The organism is Janibacter sp. RAF52 (assembly GCF_052114035.1).
In the GTDB taxonomy this organism is placed as follows: Bacteria; Actinomycetota; Actinomycetes; order Actinomycetales; family Dermatophilaceae; genus Janibacter; species Janibacter hoylei.
Genome location: NZ_JBFRDY010000006.1, coordinates 219,644 through 244,506, shown reverse-complemented (window position 1 = coordinate 244,506; position 24,863 = coordinate 219,644). Strand labels below are relative to the sequence as shown.

General features: G+C 72.0%; 24 protein-coding genes and 1 riboswitch. Of the genes, 17 read left to right on the top strand and 7 right to left on the bottom strand.

The features are described from left to right. Window positions 1–28 precede the first annotated feature (28 nt). Window positions 29–358, bottom strand: a complete 330-nt coding sequence (locus AB4Y78_RS10505) for a metallopeptidase family protein (protein WP_441713421.1) — start codon at window positions 356–358, stop codon at window positions 29–31. Window positions 359–498: 140 nt separating this feature from the next. Here AB4Y78_RS10505 and AB4Y78_RS10500 point away from each other — a divergent pair, with 140 nt between their 5' ends. The 7 genes from AB4Y78_RS10500 (at window position 499) to ahcY (ending at window position 8,187) form a co-directional block, all read left to right on the top strand. Further along, window positions 499–882, top strand: a complete 384-nt coding sequence (locus AB4Y78_RS10500; RefSeq protein ID WP_259909496.1) for a DUF3499 domain-containing protein — start codon at window positions 499–501, stop codon at window positions 880–882. Window positions 883–926: 44 nt separating this feature from the next. Further along, entirely contained in the window at window positions 927–2,357 is a 1,431-nt protein-coding gene (locus tag AB4Y78_RS10495; RefSeq protein WP_265229863.1) for a phosphomannomutase/phosphoglucomutase, read from the top strand. A 1-nt stretch (window position 2,358) separates the two neighbouring features. Next, window positions 2,359–2,550 (top strand): Trm112 family protein, encoded by a 192-nt coding sequence (locus AB4Y78_RS10490; RefSeq protein WP_259909498.1) that lies wholly within the window; start codon window positions 2,359–2,361, stop codon window positions 2,548–2,550. Window positions 2,551–2,557: 7 nt separating this feature from the next. Continuing rightward, window positions 2,558–3,736 carry an SIS domain-containing protein gene (locus AB4Y78_RS10485; protein ID WP_441713422.1) on the top strand — a complete coding sequence of 393 codons (1,179 nt, stop codon included), beginning with the start codon at window positions 2,558–2,560 and terminating at the stop codon, window positions 3,734–3,736. Continuing rightward, entirely contained in the window at window positions 3,733–5,157 is a 1,425-nt protein-coding gene (locus AB4Y78_RS10480; protein WP_441713423.1) for a mycothione reductase, read from the top strand. The genes AB4Y78_RS10485 and AB4Y78_RS10480 overlap by 4 nt, the downstream gene beginning before the upstream one ends. Window positions 5,158–5,227: 70 nt before the next feature. Then, window positions 5,228–6,190: a DUF808 domain-containing protein gene (locus AB4Y78_RS10475; RefSeq protein ID WP_441713424.1), complete on the top strand. Its 963-nt coding sequence runs from the start codon at window positions 5,228–5,230 to the stop codon at window positions 6,188–6,190. A gap of 551 nt (window positions 6,191–6,741) precedes the next feature. After that, entirely contained in the window at window positions 6,742–8,187 is a 1,446-nt protein-coding gene (gene ahcY, locus AB4Y78_RS10470) for an adenosylhomocysteinase (protein WP_441713426.1), read from the top strand. Window positions 8,188–8,243: 56 nt separating this feature from the next. Here ahcY and AB4Y78_RS10465 read toward each other — a convergent pair whose 3' ends face one another. Beyond that, entirely contained in the window at window positions 8,244–9,212 is a 969-nt protein-coding gene (locus AB4Y78_RS10465) for an MsnO8 family LLM class oxidoreductase (protein WP_441713427.1), read from the bottom strand. 9 nt (window positions 9,213–9,221) lie between these two features. Further along, the gene (locus tag AB4Y78_RS10460) at window positions 9,222–9,404 is read right to left on the bottom strand and encodes an SMR family transporter (RefSeq protein WP_128276791.1); all 183 of its coding nucleotides are present in this window, start codon (window positions 9,402–9,404) and stop codon (window positions 9,222–9,224) included. Window positions 9,405–9,413: 9 nt separating this feature from the next. Next, window positions 9,414–9,480: riboswitch (guanidine-III (ykkC-III) riboswitch) on the bottom strand. An 88-nt stretch (window positions 9,481–9,568) separates the two neighbouring features. Between AB4Y78_RS10460 and mtrA the strand changes: the two genes are divergently transcribed. From mtrA to AB4Y78_RS10430, 6 genes are all read left to right on the top strand, one after another. Continuing rightward, a complete protein-coding gene (gene mtrA / locus AB4Y78_RS10455) occupies window positions 9,569–10,246 on the top strand; it encodes an MtrAB system response regulator MtrA (RefSeq protein ID WP_007928874.1) in 678 nt (225 codons plus the stop codon). 2 nt (window positions 10,247–10,248) lie between these two features. Beyond that, window positions 10,249–11,958, top strand: coding sequence for an MtrAB system histidine kinase MtrB (mtrB, locus tag AB4Y78_RS10450; protein WP_441713430.1), 1,710 nt, complete (start codon window positions 10,249–10,251; stop codon window positions 11,956–11,958). Further along, a complete protein-coding gene (locus AB4Y78_RS10445; protein ID WP_128276789.1) occupies window positions 11,955–13,736 on the top strand; it encodes a GerMN domain-containing protein in 1,782 nt (593 codons plus the stop codon). The genes mtrB and AB4Y78_RS10445 overlap by 4 nt, the downstream gene beginning before the upstream one ends. Before the next feature lie 86 nt (window positions 13,737–13,822). Then, complete coding sequence (locus AB4Y78_RS10440; RefSeq protein ID WP_441713432.1) at window positions 13,823–14,566, top strand: ComF family protein; 744 nt, start codon at window positions 13,823–13,825, stop codon at window positions 14,564–14,566. Window positions 14,567–14,739: 173 nt separating this feature from the next. After that, window positions 14,740–15,423: a ribosome hibernation-promoting factor, HPF/YfiA family gene (hpf, locus tag AB4Y78_RS10435; RefSeq protein ID WP_007928869.1), complete on the top strand. Its 684-nt coding sequence runs from the start codon at window positions 14,740–14,742 to the stop codon at window positions 15,421–15,423. Between the two features lie 252 nt (window positions 15,424–15,675). Then, entirely contained in the window at window positions 15,676–16,866 is a 1,191-nt protein-coding gene (locus tag AB4Y78_RS10430) for a winged helix-turn-helix domain-containing protein (RefSeq protein WP_441713435.1), read from the top strand. Between the two features lie 50 nt (window positions 16,867–16,916). On the opposite strand, the gene AB4Y78_RS10425 is transcribed toward AB4Y78_RS10430, so the two are convergent. After that, window positions 16,917–17,261, bottom strand: coding sequence for a hypothetical protein (locus tag AB4Y78_RS10425; protein ID WP_441713436.1), 345 nt, complete (start codon window positions 17,259–17,261; stop codon window positions 16,917–16,919). Between the two features lie 382 nt (window positions 17,262–17,643). Between AB4Y78_RS10425 and secA the strand changes: the two genes are divergently transcribed. Beyond that, window positions 17,644–20,406: a preprotein translocase subunit SecA gene (secA, locus tag AB4Y78_RS10420; protein WP_441713568.1), complete on the top strand. Its 2,763-nt coding sequence runs from the start codon at window positions 17,644–17,646 to the stop codon at window positions 20,404–20,406. Window positions 20,407–20,415: 9 nt separating this feature from the next. On the opposite strand, the gene AB4Y78_RS10415 is transcribed toward secA, so the two are convergent. Together AB4Y78_RS10415 and AB4Y78_RS10410 are read right to left on the bottom strand one after the other, a co-directional pair. Then, window positions 20,416–20,940 carry an Rv3235 family protein gene (locus AB4Y78_RS10415; protein ID WP_441713438.1) on the bottom strand — a complete coding sequence of 175 codons (525 nt, stop codon included), beginning with the start codon at window positions 20,938–20,940 and terminating at the stop codon, window positions 20,416–20,418. Then, a complete protein-coding gene (locus AB4Y78_RS10410; RefSeq protein WP_128276787.1) occupies window positions 20,937–21,827 on the bottom strand; it encodes a LysM peptidoglycan-binding domain-containing protein in 891 nt (296 codons plus the stop codon). The genes AB4Y78_RS10415 and AB4Y78_RS10410 overlap by 4 nt, the downstream gene beginning before the upstream one ends. A gap of 113 nt (window positions 21,828–21,940) precedes the next feature. Here AB4Y78_RS10410 and AB4Y78_RS10405 point away from each other — a divergent pair, with 113 nt between their 5' ends. Further along, on the top strand, window positions 21,941–22,480 hold the full coding sequence (locus tag AB4Y78_RS10405) for a hypothetical protein (RefSeq protein ID WP_007928851.1): 540 nt from the start codon (window positions 21,941–21,943) through the stop codon (window positions 22,478–22,480). Between the two features lie 7 nt (window positions 22,481–22,487). Here AB4Y78_RS10405 and AB4Y78_RS10400 read toward each other — a convergent pair whose 3' ends face one another. Then, window positions 22,488–22,703, bottom strand: a complete 216-nt coding sequence (locus AB4Y78_RS10400; protein ID WP_007928848.1) for a helix-turn-helix domain-containing protein — start codon at window positions 22,701–22,703, stop codon at window positions 22,488–22,490. A 130-nt stretch (window positions 22,704–22,833) separates the two neighbouring features. Here AB4Y78_RS10400 and AB4Y78_RS10395 point away from each other — a divergent pair, with 130 nt between their 5' ends. Together AB4Y78_RS10395 and AB4Y78_RS10390 are read left to right on the top strand one after the other, a co-directional pair. Next, window positions 22,834–23,508, top strand: coding sequence for an SAF domain-containing protein (locus tag AB4Y78_RS10395; RefSeq protein WP_007928846.1), 675 nt, complete (start codon window positions 22,834–22,836; stop codon window positions 23,506–23,508). Continuing rightward, window positions 23,508–24,815 carry an AAA family ATPase gene (locus AB4Y78_RS10390; RefSeq protein WP_441713439.1) on the top strand — a complete coding sequence of 436 codons (1,308 nt, stop codon included), beginning with the start codon at window positions 23,508–23,510 and terminating at the stop codon, window positions 24,813–24,815. Before AB4Y78_RS10395 ends, AB4Y78_RS10390 begins: the two co-directional genes overlap by 1 nt. The last annotated feature ends 48 nt before the right edge of the window (window positions 24,816–24,863 follow it).

Sequence of the window (24,863 nt, the reverse complement as noted above, 5' to 3'; positions counted from 1 at the left end):
CGTCCCGGCCGTCGGTGACCGCGGCGCCCTAGCGGCGGTCCGGGTCGACCTCGTCGGGGTCGACCCCGAGCAGCAGCGCCACCTGCTCGACCATGACCTCGTGCACGAGGTCGACGGACTCGACACCTCGGGCGGCGGTCTCCACCGGGCGCCGGTAGACGACGATCCGCGCGGGCAGGGCGCCCTCGGCCGGCCACATGCGGGCCAGCGGGACCCCGTCCTCCCAGCCGGCCGGGTCCGACGGGGGGATGTCCTCGACGGCGAACTCGACCGCCTCCCACCGGCGGCCCAGCACCCCGCGGAAGCGCTGCGCCGTGTCGACCACGAGGTCGTCGAAGGCCGCGGCTCGGGTCGTCATGGCGGGGACCCCCGGCACGGCCAGCGGACCGCGCAGGCCCCGTCCACGACGATCCCGATGACGACTCACGAGCACGATCGTAGGGGGAGGCGGTCGGCGTGCCTTCGTGCATCCGGTCCCTCGTGGCCTAGCCTGCACGGGTGACTCTCTCCCGCCAGTGCTCCCGTGCCGCCTGCGCACGACCGGCCGCCGGGACGCTCACGTACGTCTACTCCGACTCGACGGTCGTCCTTGGTCCGCTCGCCACCTACGCCGAGCCGCACGCCTACGACCTCTGCGACGAGCACGCCCAGCGGCTCACTGCTCCCCGCGGGTGGGACGTCGTGCGCCTGGCGACCGACCAGCCCGCCCCGGCCACCTACGACGACCTCGTCGCCGTCGCCGAGGCGGTCCGCCGCCGCCCCGAGCCGGCGACCGACTCCGAGCGGACCGCCAGCGTGCCGACGAGGGCCCGCCCCGAGCCGACGACGGTCACCGAGACCGGCCGCCGCGGCCACCTGCGCGTCCTGCGCGACCGCGACTGACGACCCCTGCCCACGAGACGTCGTGGGCGAACTAGGCTGACGGCGTGACCACCACGCTCTCCGACTTCGTCAAGGCCTACGACGTGCGCGGCGTCGTCCCGGACCAGCTGAACATCGACGTCGCCCACGCGCTCGGGGCGGCCTTCGCCGAGGTCGTCGCCCTCGCCGAGGGGGCCACCGCCGTGGTCATCGGCCACGACATGCGCCCGAGCTCGCCGGAGCTCGTCGACGCCCTCGCCCGCGGCATCACCGCCCGGGGCGTGGACGCCGTCCTCATCGGGCTCGCGAGCACCGACGGTCTGTACTACGCCAGTGGTGCCCTCGGTCTGCCCGGCGCGATGTTCACCGCCAGCCACAACCCGGCCAGGTACAACGGCATCAAGTTCTGCCGCGCCGGGGCCCGACCGGTCGGGCAGGACAGCGGCCTCGCCGACATCCGTGACCTCGCCCAGCAGCACCTCGACGCCGGCGTCTCCGCCTTCGACGGGGTGCGCCCGGGCACGGTCACCGAGCGCGACGTCCTCGCCGACTACGCGGGCTTCCTGCGCGAGCTCGTCGACCTCTCCGGCTCCCGGTCGCTCCGGGTCACCGTCGACGCCGGCAACGGCATGGGCGGCCTCACCGTCCCCGCCGTCCTCGGCACCGGCTCGGGCCTGCCCGAGCTGCCCCTGACGATCGACCCGATGTACTTCGAGCTCGACGGCACCTTCCCCAACCACGAGGCCAACCCGCTCGACCCCAAGAACCTCGTCGACCTCCAGGAGCGCGTGCGCACCCACGGTGCCGACATCGGCATCGCCTTCGACGGGGACGCCGACCGCTGCTTCGTCGTCGACGAGCAGGGCACCCCGGTGAGCCCGAGCGCGATCACCGCGATGATCGCCCGTCGGGAGATCGCCCGGGAGGTCGCCGCCGGTCGCGACGCGGCCGACGTCGCGGTCGTGCACAACGCGATCACCTCCGCCGCCGTGCCGGAGATCATCGCCGAAGGGGGCGCCCGCCCCGTGCGCACCCGCGTCGGCCACTCCTACGTCAAGGCCGTCATGAGCGACCACGACGCGGTCTTCGGCGGCGAGCACTCGGCGCACTACTACTTCCGTGACTTCTGGTTCGCCGACACGGGCATGCTCGCGGCGATGCACGTGCTCGCCGCGCTGGGGGAGAGCGATGCCCCGCTCAGCGAGGTCATGGCCCCGTACGAGCGCTACGTCGCCTCCGGCGAGATCAACTCGACGGTCGCGGACGCGGCCGCGGTGACCGAGGTCGTCCGGGAGCGCTTCGTCACCGACGCGACGGTCGTCGACGAGCTCGACGGGCTGACCGTCACCCACGCGGGAGCAGACGGCCCGATGTGGTGGTTCAACCTGCGCCCCAGCAACACCGAGCCGCTCCTGCGGCTCAACGTCGAGGCCGCGGACGAGGCGACGATGGCCCGCGTGCGCGACGACGTCCTGACGACCATCCGAGAGGCCTGACATGAGCGACCCCGTCATCGAGCCCTGGCTGCGGGAGATCCTGCGCTGCCCCGCGTGCCGCAGCGAGCTGCGCGACGAGACCGGCACCGCAGGCCCCGAGCTCGTGTGCACCGGCGGCGACTGCGGCCTGGCCTACCGGGTCGAGGACGGCATCCCCGTCCTGCTCGTCGACGAGGCCCGTCCGCGGGCCTGAGGCGACGATGGCCCCCTTCGACGAGACCCTGCTCGACGACGAGGGACGCCGCCACGCCGTCGACCGCAGCGACGTGCTGCGCAGCCTGGCCGGAGCCGGGGCGCAGGTCCGTCGAGCGGTCGCCATCGCCGCGGAGACCGACCTCGGGCTCGTGGCCGGGGGAGAGCGGCCACGAGCGGTGCACGTCGCCGCGGTCGGTGGGGCCGAGGTCGTGGGGACGGTGCTCGACCTATTCGCCGCCCGCACCGGGCCGGTGCTGCTGACCGCCGACGGGTCCGGGCCGCTGCCCGGCTGGGTCGGCACGCTGGACCTCGTCGTCGCCGTCTCCCTCTCCGGTCGCGCCGACGGTCCCGTGCGGCAGGCCCGTGAGGCTGCCCGGCGTGGGGCCCACGTGCTGACGATCGGGGCGCCGGACAGCCCACTCGCCGAGGCGGCGCACGCGGCGCGCGGCGTGCACCTGCCGATCGAGCCGGGCAGCGGGCACTCGCGGGCGGCCCTGTGGGGGATGGTCGCTCGCGCCGTCCTGGCCGTGGCCGCCTGCGGCGTCGTCGACGTGCCCGGCGACGTCCTCGGCGACGTGGCTGACCGGCTGGACGCGCAGGCCGAGGCCTGTCGGCCCGACGCCGAGTACTTCGTCAACCCCGCCAAGACCCTCGCGCTCGACCTCTCGAGCCGGGTGCCCGTCGTCCTCGGTGACGGCCCGGTCACCGGGGTCGCCGCGCGCCGTGCGAGCGCGATGCTCGCCCGCACGGCACGCACCCCGTCGACCTGGGGGCGGCTGCCCGATGCGGCAGCTCAGGTCCTCGCCTGCCTCTCCGGCCCCTTCACCGGCGCCGCGAGCGCTCCTGGCGGCGGCCGCGACGTCTTCGCCGACCCCTACATCGACGGTCCCGCCGGGCCGGAGCTCGGCCTGCTCCTGCTGCGCGACCCGCGACCGACCGCGGACGGGCGGCCGGAGGAGGTCGAGCGGCACAACACCGCCCAGTCCATCGCCGACCACGCGCAGTCGGCCGGGGTGCGGGTGCTCGAGCACTGGGCGGGCCCGGGTCACGACCTCGCCCGGCTCGCTGAGCTCGTGGCACTCACCGACTACGCCGCCACCTACCTGGCGATCGGCCACGGGCTCGACCCGGCGTCGGCGCCGGGCATCTCCGAGCTGCACCTCCCACGGAAGGCCCCAGCGTGATCGACGTCGACATCGCAGTCATCGGCAGCGGATCGGGCAACAGCCTGCTCACCGATGAGCTGTCGGATCGCACCTTCGCGATGATCGAAGGGGGAGCCGTCTTCGGCGGAACCTGCCTCAACGTCGGGTGCATCCCGACGAAGATGTACGTCCACGTCGCCGAGATCGCCACCGCGGTGCGCGAAGGGGGCCGCCTGGGTGTCGACGCGACCCTCGAGCGGGTGCGTTTCACCGACGTGCGCGACCGCGTCTTCGGTCGGATCGACCTGATCTCCGCCGCCGGAGAGGCCTACCGCCGCGACGGGGACGGGGTGCACTTGCTGCGCGGTCGGGCACGTTTCACCGGGCCGCGCGAGCTCGAGGTCGAGATGCGCGACGGCACGACCGAGCACGTGCGGGCCGGACAGGTCGTCATCGCGACCGGGGCCCATGCGACGTGGCCGGAGGACCTCGGCGCGGCAGCGGCGCGTGAGGACGTCACGATCCACACCTCTGACACCGTCATGCGCCTGCCCGAGCTGCCGGCGCGGATGCTCGTCGTCGGAGGTGGCTACATCGCGATGGAGATGGCCCACGTCTTCTCCGCCTTCGGGAGCCAGGTCGTCGTCTCCGCCCGAGGAGACCGCCTGCTGCGTCATCTCGACGGCGACATCTCGGCGGCCTTCACCGCGGCGGCCGTGGAGCAGTGGGACGTGCGGCTCGGGACGACGGTCACGGACCTGCGACGGGGTGGCGACGGCATCACCGTCACCCTCTCCGACGGCTCGAGCGTCGTCACCGACGTCGTGCTCGCCGCGACCGGCCGCCGCCCGAGCACGCAGCACATGGGACTCGACCTCGCCGGTGTCGAGGTGCGCGACGACGACCGGATCGTCGTCGACGAGCACGGCCGCACCACCGCCGACGGGGTGTGGTCCCTCGGGGACGCCAGCTCCCCCTTCCAGCTCAAGCACGTCGCCAACCACGAGGCCCGCGTCGTCGCGCACAACCTCGCGCACCCCGACGACCTGCAGTCCTTCACCCACACCGCCGTGCCGGCCGCGGTCTTCACGCACCCGCAGGTCGCCTCCGTCGGGCTCACCGAGGAGGAGGCCCGCGCGCAGGGGCTCGACATCAGCGTCAAGGTGCAGCGGTACGGCGACACCGCCTACGGCTGGGCCATGGAGGACACGAGCAGCATCTGCAAGGTCATCGCCGACCGTCGCACCGGGCGGCTCGTCGGCGGCCACCTCCTGGGCCCCGAGGCCTCGACCCTCGTCCAGCCGCTCATCCAGATGATGGCCTTCGACCAACCGGTCGCCGAGATGGTCCGCGGCCAGTACTGGATCCACCCGGCGCTCACCGAGGTCGTCGAAAATGCGCTGCTCGGGCTCGACTTCAACCTGCCCGAGGACCACGTGGAGTCGCCGCCGCTCGCCTGAGCGCACCGACCGCCGGGCTCCCATACGCTGTCCCCGTGCAGACGACCCACACGATGACCGGATCCCGGCGATGAGCGGCGGTCTCTTCGCCCTGCTCGACGACATCTCGGTGCTGGCCCGCGCCGCCGCGGCGTCCATCGACGACGTGGCCGCAGCCTCCGGGCGCGCCAGCGTCAAGGCCGCCGGCGTCGTCGTGGACGACACAGCGGTCACCCCGCGCTACGTCGAAGGGCTCGACCCCAAGCGCGAGCTGCCGATCATCAAGCGGATCACGATCGGGTCGCTGCGCAACAAGCTCGTCGTCATCGTGCCCGCGATCCTGCTGCTCAACGCCTTCATCCCGTGGTTGCTCTCGCCGCTGCTCATGCTCGGCGGCACCTACCTGTGCTTCGAGGGCGCCGAGAAGATCTGGGAGAAGGTCTCCGGCCACGGCCACCACGCTGAGGAAGAGGGGCAGGTCGGTGACGAGGACTCGATCGTCAAGGGCGCGGTGACGACCGACTTCATCCTCTCCGCCGAGATCATGGTCATCTCGCTCAAGGCGGTCCTCGACGAAGGGCTCGACGACTCCTTCTGGTACCTGCTCGCCGTCATGGTCGTCGTCGCCATCGTCATCACGCTCGTCGTCTACGGGACCGTCGGGCTCATCGTCAAGATGGACGACATCGGTCTGGCGCTCTCCAAGCGAGAGTCCGGCCTGTCGCAGAGGATCGGCCAGGGCCTCGTCTCCGGCATGCCGAAGCTGCTCAGCGTGCTGTCCGTCGTCGGTGTCGCCGCGATGCTCTGGGTCGGTGGCCACATCATCCTCGTGGGCCTGGAGGAGACCGGCTGGCTGCCGCAGCCCTACGAGTTCGTCCACCACCTCGAGGAGCTCGTCCACGAGGCGACCGGCGCCCTCGGCGGCGTGCTCGGCTGGCTGACCAACACCGTCGCCTCGGCGATCCTCGGCCTGCTCGTCGGTGCCGTCGTCGTCGCGGTCATGCACGTGCTGCCCTTCGGCAAGGACGAAGGGGAGACCGCCGAGGCCCACTGAAGCCCTACGCGGCGCGGAGCCAGCCGTCGAGGAGGACCTCGACGCGGGATGTGGTGTGGAGGTCCCGCCCGTGGCCGAGGATCGGCGCGCGTGCGAGTGGACCGTGCGCCCGGTGGGCGTGGTCAGCGTGATCGCGTGCGGCCCTCCGCCGGGGTCGGGACCGTCTGCATCGAAGGCCGGTCGACTCGACCCGGACGGTGAACCCCGTGGCCTCCATGTCGAGGTTGTGGCGCTGACAGACCCCGAGGCCATTGCCCGCGGAGGTGGGTCCGCCGTGTGCTGCGGCAGATCTGGTCGCGCAGCTCGATGAGGCGTCGCAGCCCACCCGTGTGCACGCGCTGTCGGGAGATCATGGCGACCAGGTCGCGTCCGTCTGCCCCGGTCCTTTCCCCCTTGACGACATCGAACAGGTGTTCGATGTCGTCAAGGGGTCCGGGCGAGATGGTGGACCACGGGCACTAGACTGTCGGCGCCGGCGTGGGTGATACCCCGCGACAGACCCAGAAGGGTCGCGCCGGGTCCGATCCCACACCTGTCACAGGAGTTTTCACGTGTCCTTCGACTACAAGGTCGCCGACCTGGGCCTCGCCGAGGCCGGCCGTCACCAGATCCGCCTCGCCGAGCACGAGATGCCCGGCCTGATGAGCCTGCGCGAGGAGTACGGCGAGAGCCAGCCGCTCAAGGGCGCGCGCATCGCCGGCTCGCTGCACATGACCGTCCAGACGGCCGTGCTCATCGAGACCCTCACCGCGCTCGGCGCGGAGGTCCGCTGGGCCAGCTGCAACATCTATTCGACGCAGGACGAGGCCGCCGCCGCGATCGTCGTCGGCAGCGGCACGCCCGACAACCCGCAGGGCGTCCCCGTCTTCGCGTGGAAGGGCGAGACCCTCGAGGAGTACTGGGACTGCACCGAGCAGATCCTCACCTGGGCCGACGGCGGTCCCAACATGATCCTCGACGACGGTGGCGACGCCACGATGCTCGTCCACAAGGGCAAGGAGTGGGAGGCGGCCGGCCAGGTGCCGCCCACGACCGAGGACGACTCCGAGGAGTTCACCGTCTTCAAGGCGCTCGTGCGCCGCACCCTCGCCGCCGACCCGCAGAAGTGGACGAAGGTCGCCGAGCAGATCAAGGGCGTCACCGAGGAGACCACGACCGGTGTCCACCGCCTCTACCAGCTCGCCGAGGCCGGCGAGCTGCTCTTCCCGGCGATCAACGTCAACGACGCGGTGACCAAGAGCAAGTTCGACAACAAGTACGGCACCCGCCACTCCGTCCTCGACGGCCTCAACCGCGCCACCGACGTGCTCGTCGGCGGCAAGGTCGCCGTCGTCGCGGGCTACGGCGACGTCGGCAAGGGCGTCGCCAGCGCGCTGGCCGGCCAGGGCGCCCGCGTCGTCGTCACCGAGGTCGACCCCATCTGCGCCCTGCAGGCCGCGATGGAGGGCTTCGAGGTCACGACGATGGACAAGGCCGCCACCTACGGCGACATCTTCGTCACGACGACCGGCTGCTACGACGTCATCACCGCCGAGCACATGTCGTCGATGAAGAACAAGGCGATCGTCTCCAACATCGGCCACTTCGACAACGAGATCGACATGGCCGGCCTCGCGCGGATCGAGGGCGTCACCAAGACCGAGATCAAGCCGCAGGTCCACGAGTGGACCTTCGGCGACGGTCACTCGATCATCGTGCTGTCGGAGGGTCGCCTGATGAACCTCGGCAATGCCACCGGCCACCCGAGCTTCGTCATGAGCAACTCCTTCGCCAACCAGACGATCGCCCAGATCGAGCTCTTTGCCAAGGCGGACGAGTACGTCGACGAGGAGGGCCGACCCAGCGTCACGACGCTGCCCAAGCACCTCGACGAAAAGGTCGCCCGCCTCCACCTCGACGCCCTCGGCGTCGAGCTGACCGAACTGACCAAGGGGCAGGCCGAGTACCTCGGCGTCGACGTCGCCGGGCCGTACAAGCCGGAGCACTACCGCTACTGAGTCCAGGGACGAAGGGGCCCGGAGACGCACGTGTCTCCGGGCCCCTTCCTGCTACCTCAGCGCAGGGAGGCGAGGGCGGCGTCGCTGTCGGCCAGGGCGGCGCGGTCGTGGGTGGATGAGAAGGCGAGGACTTCGTCGGCGCCGGTGCGCTCGACGATCGCGGTGAGCTGGTCGGCGACGTCGGTCGCGGTGCCGTGGACCACCTGGTCGAGGTGCTGCTCGACCTGCTCCTGCTGGCGGGCGGTGAGGCGCATCGCCGGCTCGGGACGAAGGGGAGGGAAGGCGCCGGTCGTGCGTGACTCCAACATCGCCCAGGCCTCCGGCATCGCCAACTCGCGGGCCTGCTCGCGGCTGTCGGCGACGAGGACGTCGACGCTGACGAGCACGCGCGGGACGTCGTCGGGGCGGTGCGGGCGGAAGCCCGCTCGGTAGTCGTCGAGGGGGACGAGGTCGCCTCGCAGGAGGGGGCCACCGACGACCACGGGCAGCCCGAGCCGCGCCGCGACGGCCAGCCCGGAGCCGGTCGCCAGCACCAGGAGCGGGGGAGCGGGCACTCCCTTCGGCATGGCAGTGACGGCCGCGGTGCCCGCGAGCAGGGCGGTGAGCTCCTCGAGGTCTCTCGCGAAGTGCTCCGGTCCGTAGTCGTGGACGCCGAGGGCATCGCGCACCGGCGCCGTGAAGCCGAGCGACCTGCCCACGCCCAGGTCGATGCGGTCGGGGTGGAGGGCAGCGAGCATCTTCGCCTGCTCGGCCACGACGATCGGCCGGTGGTTGGGGAGCATGACCCCTCCGGAACCGACCCGGATCCGCGCGGTCCGGGCAGCGATCGCCGCCATGAGCAGCGGCGGGCTCCCGCTGGCGATACCGGGGACGGCGTGGTGCTCGGCCACCCAGATGCGGCCGAAGCCGAGCTCCTCCGCCCGGCGCGCCCGCTCCACGGTGTCGCGCAGCGCACGGGCGGCCGGCTCCCCGGCGCGGGTGCGCGAGCGGTCGAGCAGGCTGATCAGGACGGGCAGGGTGGTCACCACCCGAGCCTAGGCCGCGCCGGTGTCGTCAGGGTCGTCGGGCGAAGGGAGGAGCTTCAGCCCGATGACCGCGCCGACGATGCCGACGAGGAGCAGGGTGGGGCGTGGGCGGGTGAATCCGTGGGAGGCGGCCAGCGCGGCCGCCCAGACGGCCTCGAGCATCCCCGAGACGATGAGCACGAACCAGGACATGGGACTCCTCACGAGTCCGTCTTGTCGTGGTACGGGTACGGCTCCCTCGTCCGCAGGGCCGGTCGTGGGCCTCGCCGCCAGCCTACGTCGTGGCGCGCAGGTGGGCACGTCCGCCTGTGTGATGATGGGCGGGCAGCTGCCGCACCCGTGGGAAAGGGAACACCGTGAAGGGACGTGTCCTCGTCGTCGACGACGACCAGGCGCTGGCCGAGATGCTCGGGATCGTCCTGCGCAAGGAGGGCCTCGACGTCGCACACGTCGCCGACGGCGCCCGCGCGATCGACGCCTTCCACGAGGCCCGCCCCGACCTCGTCCTGCTCGACGTCATGCTCCCGGGCATGGACGGCATCGAGATCTGCCGCCGACTGCGGCAGGAGTCCGGTGTCCCCATCGTCATGCTGACCGCCCGCACCGACACCGTCGACGTCGTCGTCGGGCTGGAGTCGGGCGCCGACGACTACATCGTCAAGCCCTTCAAGCCCCAGGAGCTCATCGCCCGGCTGCGCGCCCGCCTGCGCCGTGGGGACGAGCCCGAGCCCGAGCGGTTGACCATCGGTGACCTGACGATCGACGTCGCCGGCCACTCGGTCAAGCGGGGCGAGCAGTCGTTGAGCCTCACGCCGCTCGAGTTCGACCTCCTCGTGGCGCTGGCCCGCAAGCCCTGGCAGGTCTTCAGCCGCGAGGTGCTGCTCGAGCAGGTGTGGGGGTACCGGCACGCGGGTGACACCCGTCTGGTCAACGTGCACGTGCAGCGCCTGCGCAGCAAGATCGAGCACGACCCGGAGAACCCGCAGATCGTCGTCACCGTCCGCGGGGTCGGGTACAAGGCCGGGCCGTCCTGACGATGGCCTCGGCCCCTGCCACGGAGACCGAGGACCCGGCACCCACGCACTCCGCGTCGGCCCCGGAGTCCACGGACTCCGGTGACGGCTTCCTCGTCCGGCAGGCCAAGGCGGTCGTCGGCCTGTGGCGGCGGTCGCTGCGCTTCCGTGTCGTCACGAGCACCCTGATCCTCGGTCTCGTCGTCGTCTCGATCATCAGCCTGACGATGTACCGCTCGATCGCCGACGGTCTCGTCGACAACCGGATCAACCTGGCGCAGGCCGAGTCCCGCAAGCTCACCGATGACGCGCAGGCCGGCTTCAACGGGTACACGGGGACACCGGAGCTGCCGGTCTTCGCCAGCAACCTCGTCAACCGCACGCTCAAGGCGCCGGCGGGCGACGAGAGCCGGTACGTCATCTTCACCCGAAGCATCGACAACTCATCGGACGTACGGATCCCATCGGAGGAGTCCGACCACGTCAACCTCGAGTCCATCCCGAGCTCGCTTCGGCAGGCGGTCTCGGCCGACCCGAGCCGCCAGCAGACGATGGTCATCGAGCTGGACCGGCCGACGACCGACGCGGTGGGCACATCCTTCCCGGGCAGGTCCGACTCCGAGACCGTCCCCGCCGTCGTCGTCGGCTCGCAGATCGAGGTGCCGAGCGCGGAGAGCTACGACATCTACTTCATCTACCCGATGGACCAGGAGGAAGCGACTCTCGGGACGATCTCGCGCTCCTTCATCCTCGGCGCCCTCTTCCTCATCGCCCTGGTCTCGGCGATCGCCTACATCGTGACGAGCATGATCGTCACCCCGGTGCGCCGAGCGGCGGCTGCGGCAGAGCGTCTCTCGTCGGGCCACCTCAACGAGCGGATGTCCGCGCGCGGGCACGACGACCTGGCCCTGCTCGGCCAGTCCTTCAACGAGATGGCCGACAACCTCCAGACACAGATCCGCCAGCTCGAGGGGCTCTCCCGCGTGCAGCAGAGATTTGTCTCAGACGTCTCGCACGAGCTGCGCACCCCGCTGACGACGATCCGCATGGCCGCCGACCTCCTCCACTCCTCGCGCGACGAGATGGACGCGGTGACCGGCCGGTCCGCCGAGCTGCTGCACGACGAGCTCGACCGCTTCGAGGAGCTGCTCGCCGACCTGCTCGAGATCAGTCGGTACGACGCCGGTGCCGCGGTCCTCGAGCAGGACCCGGTCGACCTCTTCGCGATCATCGACCGGGTCGTGGACTCGACGGCCTCCATCGCCGACGCCAGGGGCAGTGACGTCACGGTCCACCGTGAGGCCGGTCAGACCGCGGTCGCCGAGGTCGACGCCCGGCGCATCGAGCGCGTCCTGCGCAACCTCGTGGTCAACGCGATCGAGCACGGAGAGGGGCGCCCGGTCGACATCTGGGTCGGTGGCGACGACGAGGCGGCCGCCGTGCTCGTCGAGGACCACGGCGTGGGGCTCAAGGCGGGGGAGGCCTCGCTCGTCTTCAACCGCTTCTGGCGTGCCGACCCGGCGCGCACCCGGACCACGGGCGGGTCCGGGCTGGGTCTGGCCATCGCCCTCGAGGACGCTCGCCTGCACCACGGGTGGCTCCAGGCCTGGGGCGAGCCGGGGTCCGGCTCGCGCTTCCGGCTCACCGTGCCCCGGACGGCCGGCGGACCGCTCACCACCTCGCCGCTGCCGCTCACTCCCCGCGAGGGGGACCTGCCCGGAGGCACGGCGTGACCGCGTCGCGGGGGGTCTCCCGGCGCGCCGTGCTCGGTGTCGCCGCCGCGGGCGCGCTCTCCGGCTGCGGACTCGGTGCGGACACCACGGTGCGTCCGGGGCTCAAGGTCGACGGCGAGCCTCCGGTGCCGCTCAACCGCATCCCCAACAAGCCGGACGAGGGAGCGAGTCCCGAGCAGATCATCGTCGGCTTCCTCCACGCCGGGGCGACGAGCGGCGAGCGGCTCGACATCACCCGCTCGTACCTCACCGACACCCTCGCCCGCGCGTGGATCCCCGACAGCCAGACGGTGATCTACGACGGCAACGAGCCGAAGGTCCGCCCCGTCAAGGGGGCCGCGGACACCTACCGGGTCAAGGTCCACGTGCGGGCGACGATCGACACCGAGGGCCGCTACACCGTCGCACCGCCCAACCTCTGGGAGATCTTCGACTTCAAGATGACGCAGGTCGGTGGCGAGTGGCGCATCGACCAGCTCGAGGAGGGCTTCGGTCGGGTCCTGCAGGAGCAGGAGGTCGGCTTCATCTTCCGGGACTACCCGGTCCACTACCCGGCGATCGGGTGGAACACCCTCGTCGTCGACCAGCGGTGGTTCCCGCAGGACCAGCTCGCGACCCGCCTCGTCCGAGCCCAGCTGGGACGGGTGCCGGACTACCTCGAGGACGCCGTCTCGACCGACAACGGCGCCCGGCTCGTCGTCGACGCCGTGCCCGTCCGTGACGGGGTCGCCCGCGTCGACCTGGACAGCGAGTCCGTGGCCGACGACGCGACGACCCGCAAGCAGCTCGCCGCGCAGCTCGTCGCGACGCTCATGTCGCTGCCCGCGGTCACCGAGGTCGTCATCACGCTCTCGGGCAACGAGCTCGACCTCGGCATCAGCGACCCGCTGACGACACCCGAGCAGCTGGGCTTCGTCGACCGCACCCGCTCGAGCACCCCGGTCGTGCTGGCCCGCCGTGGGACCAAGCTCGTCACCGTGGGCGACCGGCTCGCCTCGGTGTCGACGCAGCACCTCAAGGCGGCGTCATCTCCCTTCGCCCCGATCCCGAAGACGTCGGTGCGACTGGGGTTGCGTCTGGACGGCAAGGAGGTGGCGGCTGTCTCCGGTGACGGGCAGGACCTCGTGCGCTATCGCGACGACGGGAGCCAGATCTCCGTGGCGACCTTCGCCGCGGACATGAGCGATCCCTGCTACGACTACGGCGGGGTCCTGTGGATCGGCGGCTCCGGTCTGGGGCGCGAGAGCGGGCACCGGCTCTGGGCGATCAATGCGACGGTCGACGCCGACGACGAGGACGCCGCTGCGCCGCAGCACGTCCCGACCCCGTGGCTGGGCCAGCGGCTCGTGCAGGCTGCGGTCGTCTCGCCCGAAGGGAGCCGGGTCGCCGTGATCTCGGAGGTGCGGCGGGGCTCGGGCAGCACCCTCGAGATCGCAGGCGTCGTCCGGCGGGCCAACGGGTTGCCCATCAAGACCTCGCCCCAGACCTTCCGCATCGGGGCCGAGCTCGTCGAGATGATCGAGGCGGTGTGGGTCGGCCCGACGACTCTCGCCGTCATCGGTCGTCGCGACAAGCAGGCGGTGCTGCAGCCCTACCTCGTGCACGTCGGTGGTCAGGTCGAGGCGATGACCGAGCGCCCCGGCGCCGTCGGCATCACGACGACGGGCGACGACAAGGACGTGGTGCTCATCAGCGACAAGCAGCGCGTCTTCCAGCGCTCGGGCGGTCGGTGGCAGGAGCTCAAGCCGCTCACCGGGGCCGTCGTCGCCGGCAAGTGACCCACAGGGTCCCCACCCGGGCGCTGCCAACACACAGCTCGCCGGCTCGGCCAGGGCCCGCCCCCGAGGCAGGGCAGTCTCGGAGCATGGCACTCGCGTCCCGCCTCGGGCCTCTGCACGCGGCTCTCGACCTCGTCCTGACCCGGACGTGCGCAGCCTGTAACCTGCCGGGCGAGGTGATCTGTGCCGCGTGCCGGCAGGATCTGGCGGCGCTCGCCCTCGGCGAGCTCGGCCGCGTCGCCCCGCAGCCGGTGCCCGCGGGCTGGCCCGGGTGCACGGGCACCGTCAGCTACGCCGGGGTCGCTGCCCGCCTGGTCCGGGCCTTCAAGGACGGGGACCGACGTGACCTGGCCCGCCCGCTGGGACGGCTGCTCGCCGACGCCGTCCGTCGTGAGGTGACCTCCGTTCCCTTCGCCCCTGACCGGCGCACGGTGCGGGTCGTGCCCATCCCGTCGTCGCCCGCAGCCGTCCGGCAGCGAGGGGACCGCCCGACCGTGCTCCTCGCGCGAGAGGTCACGCGCGCACTGGGTCCGGCCGTACGTCTGACCCCGGTCCTCGGCATGGCGCGGGGGACCGCTGACCAGGCGGGGCTGGACCGGTCCGGGCGACAGGCGAACCTGCGCGCAGCGATGTCCGTCGGTCGCCCGCAGGTGGTCCGTGGCCATGACTGCGTGCTCGTCGACGACGTGCTCACCTCGGGCGCCACCCTGGCCGAAGGGAGACGCGCCCTGCTCGAGGCCGGTGCCGCGCACGTCGGCATGGCGGTGTGCGCGGTGACCCCCCGCAGATTCCCAGCGCGTGACCTACCTTTACCCGGCCCCACGGACTAACGTGTCGTCATGGGTCCCTCGTTCGACCGGCACAGCCGGCACGACGCAGGGGCCTCTCGCGTTCCCGGGCGGCAGCCCGCGACGAGACCGTCCCCAGTGGAGGTGGTGCCCTGAGCCCGACGCCCTCGCCAGGCGTAACCCCACCGCAGTACCGACGTCCCCAGGAGGACTCCGTGGAAATTGCCATCACCGGACGCCATGTCAACGTCTCCGACCGGCTGCGCGACTACCTCGACACCAAGCTGTCGAAGGTCACGCAGCTCGATCCCCGCGTCCAGCGCATCGAGGTCATGGTGAGTCACGAGGCCAACCCACGTCAGGCCAAGGCGAGCGAGCGCGTCGAGATCACGTGCCGCTCCAAGGGGCCGGTGATCCGTGCCGAGGCCTGCCACGACGACCGGCAGGCCGCCGTCGACCTTGCCGTCGACAAGCTCCTCGAGCGCCTGCGCCGCGCCCACGACAAGCGCAACGTGCTGCGCGGTCGTCGGCGCCGGTCGGTCAGCGAGGCGACCGCCACGCTCACCGAGCCGCTTGCGACCGACCTGCCCACCGAGGAGACGGCCGAGGAGCCCGACCAGTTCGGCACCATCGGCGACAGCCCGATCGAGGTGCGCGAAAAGGTCCACGAGAGCGCGCCGATGACCCTCGCCGAGGCCGTGCGCCGCATGGAGCTCGTCGGGCACGACTTCTTCCTCTTCCACGACTCCGACAACGACCGTCCGAGCGTCGTCTACCGCCGCCGCGGCTGGTCCTACGGCGTCATCCACCTCGACGTCCAGGACGGTGCCAACGGCACCTCCGTCGACGGCGCAGCCATCAACGGCACCCGCGTCGAGGAGCCCGTCTCCGTCCGCTGAACCGGCGCAGCTCCCGCCCGGCTCCACGCGACCGTGCCCTGACCTGATCCGGGCACGGTGACGGCGCGGACGAAGGTCGGGGCGGCCCGACTCATGGAAAAGTCCGGACTGCCTCCTCGACGTGACGTCGAGGACCAGCGGTCCGGACTTTTCCTTAGGGCCGTCCGAGCCTTCGTCCGCGCCACCCAACCACGCCGGTCGTGCCGGCCGCGTATCGCGCGGGCTGTCGGTGGGGTGGGGCAGTCTGGGCTCGTGCGCACACTGACGGAGGCCGCGGCGCGGCGGATCGCCATCGCGGCCCAAGGGCTCGCGCGGCCGCGGCCGGAGCGGGAGCCGACGACGCGCGACCTGCAGCGAGTCGTCGACACCGTCGGCCTCGTCCAGATCGACAGCGTCAACGTGCTGACCCGCAGCCACTACCTGCCCTTCTTCTCGCGCGTCGGGCCCTACGACACCGCCCTGCTCGACCGGATGCGTGACCGGGCGCCGCGACGGCTCGTCGAGTACTGGGCGCACGAGGCGAGTCTCCTGCCGCCCGGCACGTGGCCGCTCATGGAGTACCCGCGGATGCGTCGGGCGCGGGAGGAGTCATGGGGCGGTATGCAGGCCGTCGCACGCGACCAGCCGGACGTCGTCGCTGCGGTCCTGGCCGAGGTCCGGGCCGGCCGTCCGCGCACGGCCCGCGAGATCGAGGCGGCGCTGGGGCACGAGCGCACGGGGGACAAGGAGCACTGGGGCTGGAACTGGTCGCAGGTCAAGCACGCTCTCGAGCACCTCTTCTGGGCGGGGGAGATCAGCTCTGCCGGGCGGACCACGCAGTTCGAGCGCCGCTATGCGGCTCTCGAGCGCGTCGTGCCAGCGGCACACGCCGCGACCTGGCTCGACCCCGAGACCCGTCCGTCACACGAGCAGGCCTATGTCGAGCTCGTGCGCATCTCCGCGCGCGCCACGGGCGTGGCGACCGAGGCGGACCTCGCAGACTACTTCCGGCTCAAGCGCGTGCACGTGCGGCCGGCGATCGGGCGGCTCGTCGAGACCGGCGAGCTCGAGCCGGTCGAGGTCCGTGGGTGGGACCAGCCGGCGTGGCTGCACGTCGGGGCCCGCCGTCCTCGGTCCGTGCACGCCCGGGCGCTGCTGTCCCCCTTCGACAGCCTCGTGTGGTGCCGGCCTCGGGTGGAGCGGATCTTCGACTTCCACTACCGGATCGAGATCTACACGCCGGCGGAGCAGCGGGTCCACGGCTACTACGTGCTGCCCTTACTGCTCGGCGACGAGCTCGTCGGCCGGGTCGACCTCAAGGCGGACCGTACCGCCGGGGCGCTGCTCGCCCGCCAGATCACCTGGGAGCCGGGCCGCGGGGGAGCGCAGGACCGTGGCGAGCTGGACGACGAGCTCGGGCAGATGGCCACCTGGCTGGGCCTCGGCGAGGTCGTCGGCGCCTGAGCGCAGGTCAGGCCAGCCGCTCCCAGTGCAGTGCGGGGCCGACCGAGCCGTCAGGGGCCTCGGCAGCCTCCTCGCGGCCCCACCGCGTGAACCCGGCGCCGGCGAGCATCCTGTTGCTCGCCTCGTTGTCCGCGACCGTGCGCGCTCGGCCGGACGGAGTCGCCGAGCTCCGCCGTCCCGCCCTCGGCGAGCTCACCGCCCCGGGTGAAGACGAGGACCTCGCCGAGCGGGTCGTCGGACGCGACATCGGCGATGGCCCGGTCGTCGTCGCGCAGGGGGCGCAGACGCAGCCCGCCGACCTCGACGAGCGGCGGCACGACCCACGTGTGCCGCGGGGTCATCGGCTCCCCGGGCAGGAGCGAGGCGCGCCAGGCGTCGGCGGTGCCGTCGCGCACCGGCACCCGCTGGGGGAGGCTGCCGTGGTGGGTGAACCCGCAGGCGTGGGCGACGCGCCAGTAGGCGAGGTTGCGCCGTGCGGCGTACCAGTCGAGGCTCGGCGCGCCGTGCGTGAAGGCCCAGCCCCGCGGCTGGGACCACTCGTCGACGTGGCTCTGCAGGAAGGTCTCCGCGGTGGCGAGGTCGTAGGGCTGGGACGATGTCGGGGAAGGGGTCGTGCGGAACCTCGCTGTCAGCGTGCTCGTTCACCCGGGTCACAGTGCCCGGTCGGTCACCGGCCCGGCAAACGATTAGCCTGTGGGTTGACCCTGCCGGTCGCGGCGACCTGTCGTGCCCGGATGGACCATGTCAGGAGTGAAGTTCGTGAAGATCGTCGAGCGCATGCTGCGCGCCGGAGAGGGCCGCGCCGTCAGGCGGCTCGAAGGCATCGCCGCCCAGGTCAACGCCATCGAGGAGGACTTCGAAAAGCTGACCGATGCCGAGCTGCGTGCCGAGACCGACGTCTTCCGCAAGCGCCTCAAGGACGGCGAGACCCTCGACGACATCCTCCCCGAGGCCTTCGCCGCGGTCCGCGAGGCGAGCCGACGCACCATCGGCAAGCGGCACTTCGACGTGCAGATCATGGGTGGTGCGGCCCTGCACCAGGGCAACGTCGCCGAGATGAAGACCGGTGAGGGCAAGACCCTCGTCGCGACGCTCCCGTCGTACCTCAACGCCATCGAGGGCAAGGGCGTGCACGTCGTCACGGTCAACGACTACCTCGCCGAGTACCAGGCCGACCTCATGGGCCGCGTCCACCGGGCCCTCGGTCTCGAGACCGGTGTCATCCTCGCGTCGATGAACCCCGAGCAGCGCCGGGCCGAGTACGCCAAGGACATCACCTACGGCACCAACAACGAGTTCGGCTTCGACTACCTGCGCGACAACATGGCGTGGAACACCGACGAGCTCGTCCAGCGCGGTCACAACTTCGCCATCGTCGACGAGGTCGACTCCATCCTCATCGACGAAGCCCGCACTCCGCTCATCATCTCGGGCCCGGCCGACCAGCCGACGAAGTGGTACTCCGAGTTCGCCAAGATGGTCCGCAAGCTCGAGCGCGGCCACGGTGCCGACCCCATGCGTGGCATCGAGGCCGAGGGCGACTACGAGGTCGACGAGAAGAAGCGCACCGTCGGCATCCTCGAGCCGGGCATCGAGAAGATCGAGGACATGCTCGGCATCGACAACCTCTACGAGAGCGTCAACACCCCGCTCATCGGGTACCTCAACAACGCGATCAAGGCCAAGGAGCTCTTCACCCGCGACAAGGACTACGTCGTGATGAACGGCGAGGTCCTCATCGTCGACGAGCACACCGGACGCATGCTCGCCGGGCGTCGCTACAACGAGGGCATGCACCAGGCTATCGAGGCCAAGGAGGGGGTGGAGATCAAGAACGAGAACCAGACCCTGGCGACGATCACCCTCCAGAACTACTTCCGCATGTACGACACCCTCTCGGGCATGACGGGTACCGCTCAGACCGAGGCCGGCGAGCTCAACTCGATCTACCAGCTCGGCGTCGTTCCGATCCGGACCAACAAGCCGATGATCCGCAAGGACCAGCCGGACCTCGTCTACCGGACCGAGCAGGCGAAGTTCAACGCCGTCGTCGACGACATCGCCGAGCGCCACGCCAAGGGCCAGCCGGTACTCGTCGGCACGACGAGCGTGGAGAAGAGCGAGTACCTGTCGCAGGAGCTGAAGAAGCGCAAGATCAAGCACGCGGTGCTCAACGCCAAGCACCACGAGCGCGAGGCTGCCATCGTCGCCGACGCCGGGCGCAAGGGCGCCGTCACCGTCGCCACCAACATGGCGGGTCGAGGCACCGACATCATGCTCGGTGGCAACCCGGAGTTCCGTGCCGTCGCCGAGCTCAAGGCGCGAGGGCTGGACCCGGAGGAGACACCGGAGGAGTACGAGGCCGCCTGGGACGAGGCACTCGCCGAGGCCGAGAAGGCCGTCGAGGCGGAGCACGAGGAGGTCATCGAGCTCGGTGGTCTGTACGTGCTGGGTACCGAGCGCCACGAGTCGCGACGGATCGACAACCAGCTGCGCGGCCGCTCCGGCCGTCAGGGCGACCCGGGTGAGTCCCGCTTCTACCTGTCCCTCGAGGATAGCCTGATGCGCCTCTTCAACGCCGGCTTCGTCGACCGCGTCATGCAGACGGCGAAGATCGACGACGAGACGCCCATCGCCGGCAAGATGCTCACCCGCTCCATCGAGGGGGCCCAGAGCCAGCTCGAGGGGCAGAACTACGAGACCCGCAAGAACGTGCTCAAGTACGACGACGTCCTCAACCGGCAGCGCACGGTCGTCTACGACGAGCGTCGTCGGGTCCTTGAGGGGGAGGACCTCGAGGAGCAGGTCCGGCACTTCATGACGGACGTCGTCGGTGGGTACGTCGACAGCGAGACCGCGAGCGGTTTTTCGGAGGACTGGGACCTCAAGCGGCTCTTCACGGCCCTCAAGGCGATCTACCCCACCACCCTCGGCCCCGAGCAGGTCATCGAGGCGGCGGGCGGTCTGGCCCGGCTCAACGCCGAGAGCCTGCGCGAGGAGATCATCACCGACATCCACGAGGCCTACGACCGTCGCGAGGCCGAGCTCGGCGAGCCCGTGGCCCGCGAGCTCGAGCGCCGCGTCGTCCTGTCGGTGCTCGACCGCAAGTGGCGTGAGCACCTGTACGAGATGGACTACCTCAAGGAGGGCATCGGCCTGCGGGCGATGGCCCAGCGCGACCCGCTCGTCGAGTACCAGCGCGAGGGCTTCCAGCTCTTCGAGGCGATGAACGAGGCGATCAAGGAGGAGTCGGTCGGCTACCTCTTCAACTCCGAGGTCCAGGTGCCGACGGTGCCCGAGTCCTCGACCCAGCCCAAGAGCGTGGACGCCCTGCTCGGCGGCGAGGGGGAGGAGCGGCCGCAGGTGACCGCCAAGGGCCTGGAGGACGGGTCCCGCCAGCGTCGGCTGCACTACTCCGCGCCGTCCGAGGACGGCGGTGTCGAGGAGCGCGACGAAGGGGGCTCCGCCCGTGGTCAGGGGTCCCGCTCCGAGCGTCGGGCCGCCGCCAAGCAGGCGAAGAAGGCCAAGAAGGGCCGCTGACCCGGCCGGTCACCCGACCTGGAGAGCCTCGACGACCCACCTGCCGTCGCGGCCGGCCAGGCGGAGCGCGAGGGCTCGAACGCGCGTCCCGTCGACGAGCACGACCGATGCCTCGACGACGTCGGTGGCGGGCTCGCACAGGTGGACCGAGACCACTCGCGTGCGGTGTGCCGAGCTGCGCTGGTCACGTCGGCGTGCGGCGCGGGAGCCGCGGCGAGCCACGACGGCGTACACCTCCGGGCTGGTCCATCGCATGACCTGGCTCGGCGGGCGCACGCCGTGCATGACCTCGACGACGCCTTGGGCGATGTGCGCGGCCCACTGGCGGGCGTCGGGCAGGTCGCAGGTCCGGGTCGGCTGCGGGCCGAAGATCTGCTCGTCGCTGGCCGCGGCGAAGTCGACGGCGAGGGCGTCCTGCACGTAGGGGGTCGGCTGGGCGAGTTGCTCGTCGCGGCCCTGGTCGTGGGTCGGGAGCGGGATCCCGACGGGCGTGTGACGCGGGGCCGGCAGCACCCGCAGTGTGGTGGTGGTCATGGCGTCCCCTTCGTCGTCGGGCTGGTACCCGGCTCGTGTCGGTCGGTGGGCGGGACGAGTCGCGTCCCGGGCAGCAGCAGGTGGGGGTCTGGCCCGACGCGTCGCGCGTTGGCGGCGTGCCACCGGGGCCAGGCGTCGGCGATCTCGGCGTCGGTCGCTCCGGGGCCGAGTTGGGCGCGCACGATGGACCACAGGCTGTCGCCCCGCCGGACCACGACCTCGGCGCTCGCTGCCGTGCGGTCGCGTCCGACGAGCAGGTCCGGGGCGATGCGCTGACGGGCCGGCGGCCGTCGTGGCGTCCAGCCGGGCCCGTGCGGCGCCGTGGTGGCAGTCGCCGTGGGTGACGGGGCCGTGGTCGCGGTCGCCGTGGGTGAGGGGGCGGCGGGCGAAGGGAGCGAGCTCCATCCGGGCTCGGGTGCGCCGGACGAGCCGCTCGTCGGACTGCTCGTCGCACCGCCGGTCGATCCCGGCGTGGGTGTGCCGGTCGAGGCGGCCGACCATCCGGGTCCGCGGAGGCTGGCCGCGACGGCGGTCCCGGGGAGCACGGAGGCGGTGAGCGATGCGCCGAGGGCGACGGCGGCCCAGCGGCGCACGACGGCGGGCGTCACCCGCTCGTGGGCCCGACGGGCGGCGGCACCGACGGCGCCGGGGAGGTGGGCGACGAGGGCGAGCGCGAGCGCGAGGGTCGCCCACGTGGCGATGAGCACGACGGCGAGGGCGGCAAGCCCGGCGACGGCGGCGTCGGGAGGTCCGCCCGGGGCCGCGGCCTCACGGAGCAGGCGGTGGGCGCCCGCCGCGGTGGCAGACGCCAGGGCGAGCCCGCCGAGCAGGCCGGTGGTCGTCAGGACCACGGCCGGGATGCGCTTCATCGCGTCGATATCATTCATCGTCGATCCATGTCGTTTGATGTCGTTTGCTGGTGTTTGACAGCAAAGCATGCAATTCGCGTGGTGGCAACGGGTGGCGGTCATCTCGTCGGCGGACGGCCTAAATTGGGTCCATGCGCTGGGACCGGCTCTTCGACGACCTCGAGGCACAGCTCGCTGCCCAGACCCGCCTCGAGCTCGACGCCGAGGTGGCCGAGCGGACCCGCACGGAGCGGTCGAAGATCACGCTGGGGGAGCAGCTCGCCGGTGCCGTCGGGTCCCGGGTCGTCGTGCGGGTGCGCGGTGGTGTGACGGCTCGTGGGGTCCTCGAGGACTGCGGTGACGGGTGGCTGCTCGTCGTCGAGGAGACGGGCCGTCAGCTCGTCGTGCCGACCCCGGCGGTGCTCGGGGTCTCGGGCCTGGGCCGGCCGCGGGACGACACCCGGGCCCGCCGCTTCGGGTTGGGGTCAGCGCTGCGGGGGATCAGCCGCGACCGTCGGGCCGTGGCGGTCACGGACGTCGACGGCGGCCTCGTGCACGGGACGATCGACAGGGTGGGGGCCGATGCCTTCGGCATCGCCGAGCACCCGCTCGATGCGCCGCGGCGCCCGCACAACGTCACCGGCGAGCGGGTCGTCCCCTTCGCCGCCGTCGCGCTCGTCGCCTCGGCGTGAGCGGCGCTCAGCCCTCGGTGCCCCCGCGCTGGACGAACTCGCGCGTCTGCGCGTACATCCGCTCGATGTAGGCGTCGAGCTCGGCCACCTCGACGCGCCACTGACCACGGCCGCCCACCTTGATCGCGGGCAGCTCACCGCTGCGGACGAGCGCATAGGTCTGCGCAGCCGAGACGCCGAGGACCTCGGCGACCTCGGTGAGCGGGACGAATCTGCGGGCCATGGGACCAGTCTGCCACCGGGCCGTCTCCTCCCCGACCGGCGGGACGGAGCCTGTGGACGGTCGACGGGCGAAGGGGGCTACCTCCGTGCATGATCGTCTGCGAGAGCGCCGTCGACACGTCAGGAGCGCCGTGACCACTCTGCCCACCCCGTCCGCCCGGCGGCTGACCAAGCCGTCGTGGAAGGACGCGCGCCTGATCATCGGCGTCCTGCTCGTCCTGCTGTCCGTCGTCATCGGGGCCCTGGCCTTCCGGGCGGCGGACGATCGCATCGGCGTCTGGGCCGCCAGCACGACGCTCACACCGGGGGAGCCGATCGAGGAGGGGGACCTCCAGCGGGTCGACGTCCAGCTGGGTGACGCCTCGTCCGGCTACATCCCCACGAGCCAGCAGATCCCGGTGGGCGCGGTCGTCGACCGTGCTCTCGGCCCCGGCGAGCTGCTGCCGCGCGCGGCGGTCGTCAACGCGGCCGACCTCGACGTGCAGCGCGTGCCGGTGCGGGTCGACCCCGTCTCGCTCAGCAACCTGACGAAGGGCTCGACGGTGACCGTGCTCGCGCCGGCCGCACCGGAGCGTGATGAGGACGGCCGTCGCACCGACGAGGACACCCCCTACGAGGTCGTCGCCGAGGGAGTGCCCGTGCACTCCCTCCCGAAGAGCTCGGGTGGGGTCATCAGCTCGGGGTCGACCGCGGCGGCCATCCTCGTCATCCCCAAGGACCAGGTGCCGCAGATCCTCTCCCTCGACGACTCGAAGCGCCCGATCAAGCTCGTCGTCGAGGCGGGCAGCCCGGAGAAGCAGGACTGATGGCCGCTGTCGTGCTCACCGCGCTCGACCACGGCTGGGAGGGGCGCATGGTCGAGGTCGTCGACCGGCTGCCGGGCATCACCGTCGGGCGCCGCTGCGTCGACCTCGCCGACCTGCTCGCAGCGGCAGCGGCCGGGCTGGGCGACGTGGCACTGGTCTCCGCCGACCTGCGCGGCCTCGACCGGGATGCGCTCACCCACCTCGCCGCGCACGGGGTGCTCGTCGTCGGCGCGAGTGCCGACGGGGACGAGGCGCAGGAGCGTCGGCTGCGCCAGCTCGGCATCGGTCGCCACGTGCACGTCGGCACGCCGGCGACCGACCTGCTCGACGTGCTCACGGCTGCGTCGACGGGGGCGGTCCCCTTCGGCACGGAGGTGCCCTGGGGCGACGAGGACCCGCCGACCGCACCGATCGAGCCCGTCACCGAGGCCACGCCGCCACCGCCGGTCGCACCGACGCGCGGTCGGGTCGTCGCCGTCTGGGGTCCCACCGGGGCGCCGGGGCGCACGACCCTGGCCGCCAACCTCGCGAGCGAGATCGCGATGGCGGGAGGAGCCGCTGTCCTGCTCGACCTCGACACCTACGGTGCCGCGACGGCGCAGCTGCTCAGCGTCCTGGACGAGGCGCCGGGGCTGGCCGCGGCAGCGCGGGCCTCAGAGCTCGGCACGCTCGACCTGCACGCCCTGGCCCGGCTGGCCCTCGAGGTCGCACCCCGCTTCCGCGTCCTCACCGGCCTGCCCACCCCCAGCCGCTGGACCGAGGTACGACCCGCCGCCGTGCAGCAGATCATCGAGCTGGCGCGCTCGCTCGCCCCCTTCGTCGTGCTCGACCTCGGCTTCGCCATCGAGGACGACGAGGAGCTCAGCTACGACACGCTGGCCCCCCGTCGCAACGCGGCGACGCTGACCGGTCTGGCCGAGGCGGATGACCTCCTCCTCGTCGGGGCGGCGGACCCCATCGGCCTGCAGCGCATGGTGCGCGCCGCGCAGACCGTGGGGCAGGTCCCCTCGCCGACGCCCCGGCCGGTGGTCAACCGGCTGCGCGCGTCGTCGGTCGGGCCCGACCCGGAACGCCGGGTCGCCGAGTCGCTCGCCCGGTTCGCCGGCCTCGAGTCCATCACCTTCCTGCCCGACGACCCTGCCGCGACCGACACGGCGGTCCTGGCCGGGCAGACCCTGGCGGAGTGTGCACCGGACAGCCCGCTGCGGTCGGCGATCGCCGACCTGGCCAGCCGGATCGCCGGCGCACCCGTGCCGCAGGAGCGACGTGCAGGCGGTCGGCGTCTGCTGCGACGTCGCTCATCGTGACGGTCGTCATCACAGCGCCGGCAGGGGTGCTCCCTTCGCCGGGTCGTG

Excerpts from the sequence above, each read along its gene's own strand:
- AB4Y78_RS10505 (WP_441713421.1), bottom strand. The coding sequence starts at position 358 with ATGACGACCCGAGCCGCGGCCTTCGACGACCTCGTGGTCGACACGGCG.
- AB4Y78_RS10490 (WP_259909498.1), top strand. The coding sequence starts at position 2,359 with ATGAGCGACCCCGTCATCGAGCCCTGGCTGCGGGAGATCCTGCGCTGC.
- AB4Y78_RS10485 (WP_441713422.1), top strand. The coding sequence starts at position 2,558 with ATGGCCCCCTTCGACGAGACCCTGCTCGACGACGAGGGACGCCGCCAC.
- AB4Y78_RS10475 (WP_441713424.1), top strand. The coding sequence starts at position 5,228 with ATGAGCGGCGGTCTCTTCGCCCTGCTCGACGACATCTCGGTGCTGGCC.
- AB4Y78_RS10460 (WP_128276791.1), bottom strand. The coding sequence starts at position 9,404 with ATGTCCTGGTTCGTGCTCATCGTCTCGGGGATGCTCGAGGCCGTCTGG.
- mtrB (WP_441713430.1), top strand. The coding sequence starts at position 10,249 with ATGGCCTCGGCCCCTGCCACGGAGACCGAGGACCCGGCACCCACGCAC.
- AB4Y78_RS10440 (WP_441713432.1), top strand. The coding sequence starts at position 13,823 with ATGGCACTCGCGTCCCGCCTCGGGCCTCTGCACGCGGCTCTCGACCTC.
- secA (WP_441713568.1), top strand. The coding sequence starts at position 17,644 with ATGCTGCGCGCCGGAGAGGGCCGCGCCGTCAGGCGGCTCGAAGGCATC.
- AB4Y78_RS10415 (WP_441713438.1), bottom strand. The coding sequence starts at position 20,940 with ATGACCACCACCACACTGCGGGTGCTGCCGGCCCCGCGTCACACGCCC.
- AB4Y78_RS10410 (WP_128276787.1), bottom strand. The coding sequence starts at position 21,827 with ATGAATGATATCGACGCGATGAAGCGCATCCCGGCCGTGGTCCTGACG.
- AB4Y78_RS10405 (WP_007928851.1), top strand. The coding sequence starts at position 21,941 with ATGCGCTGGGACCGGCTCTTCGACGACCTCGAGGCACAGCTCGCTGCC.
- AB4Y78_RS10400 (WP_007928848.1), bottom strand. The coding sequence starts at position 22,703 with ATGGCCCGCAGATTCGTCCCGCTCACCGAGGTCGCCGAGGTCCTCGGC.
- AB4Y78_RS10390 (WP_441713439.1), top strand. The coding sequence starts at position 23,508 with ATGGCCGCTGTCGTGCTCACCGCGCTCGACCACGGCTGGGAGGGGCGC.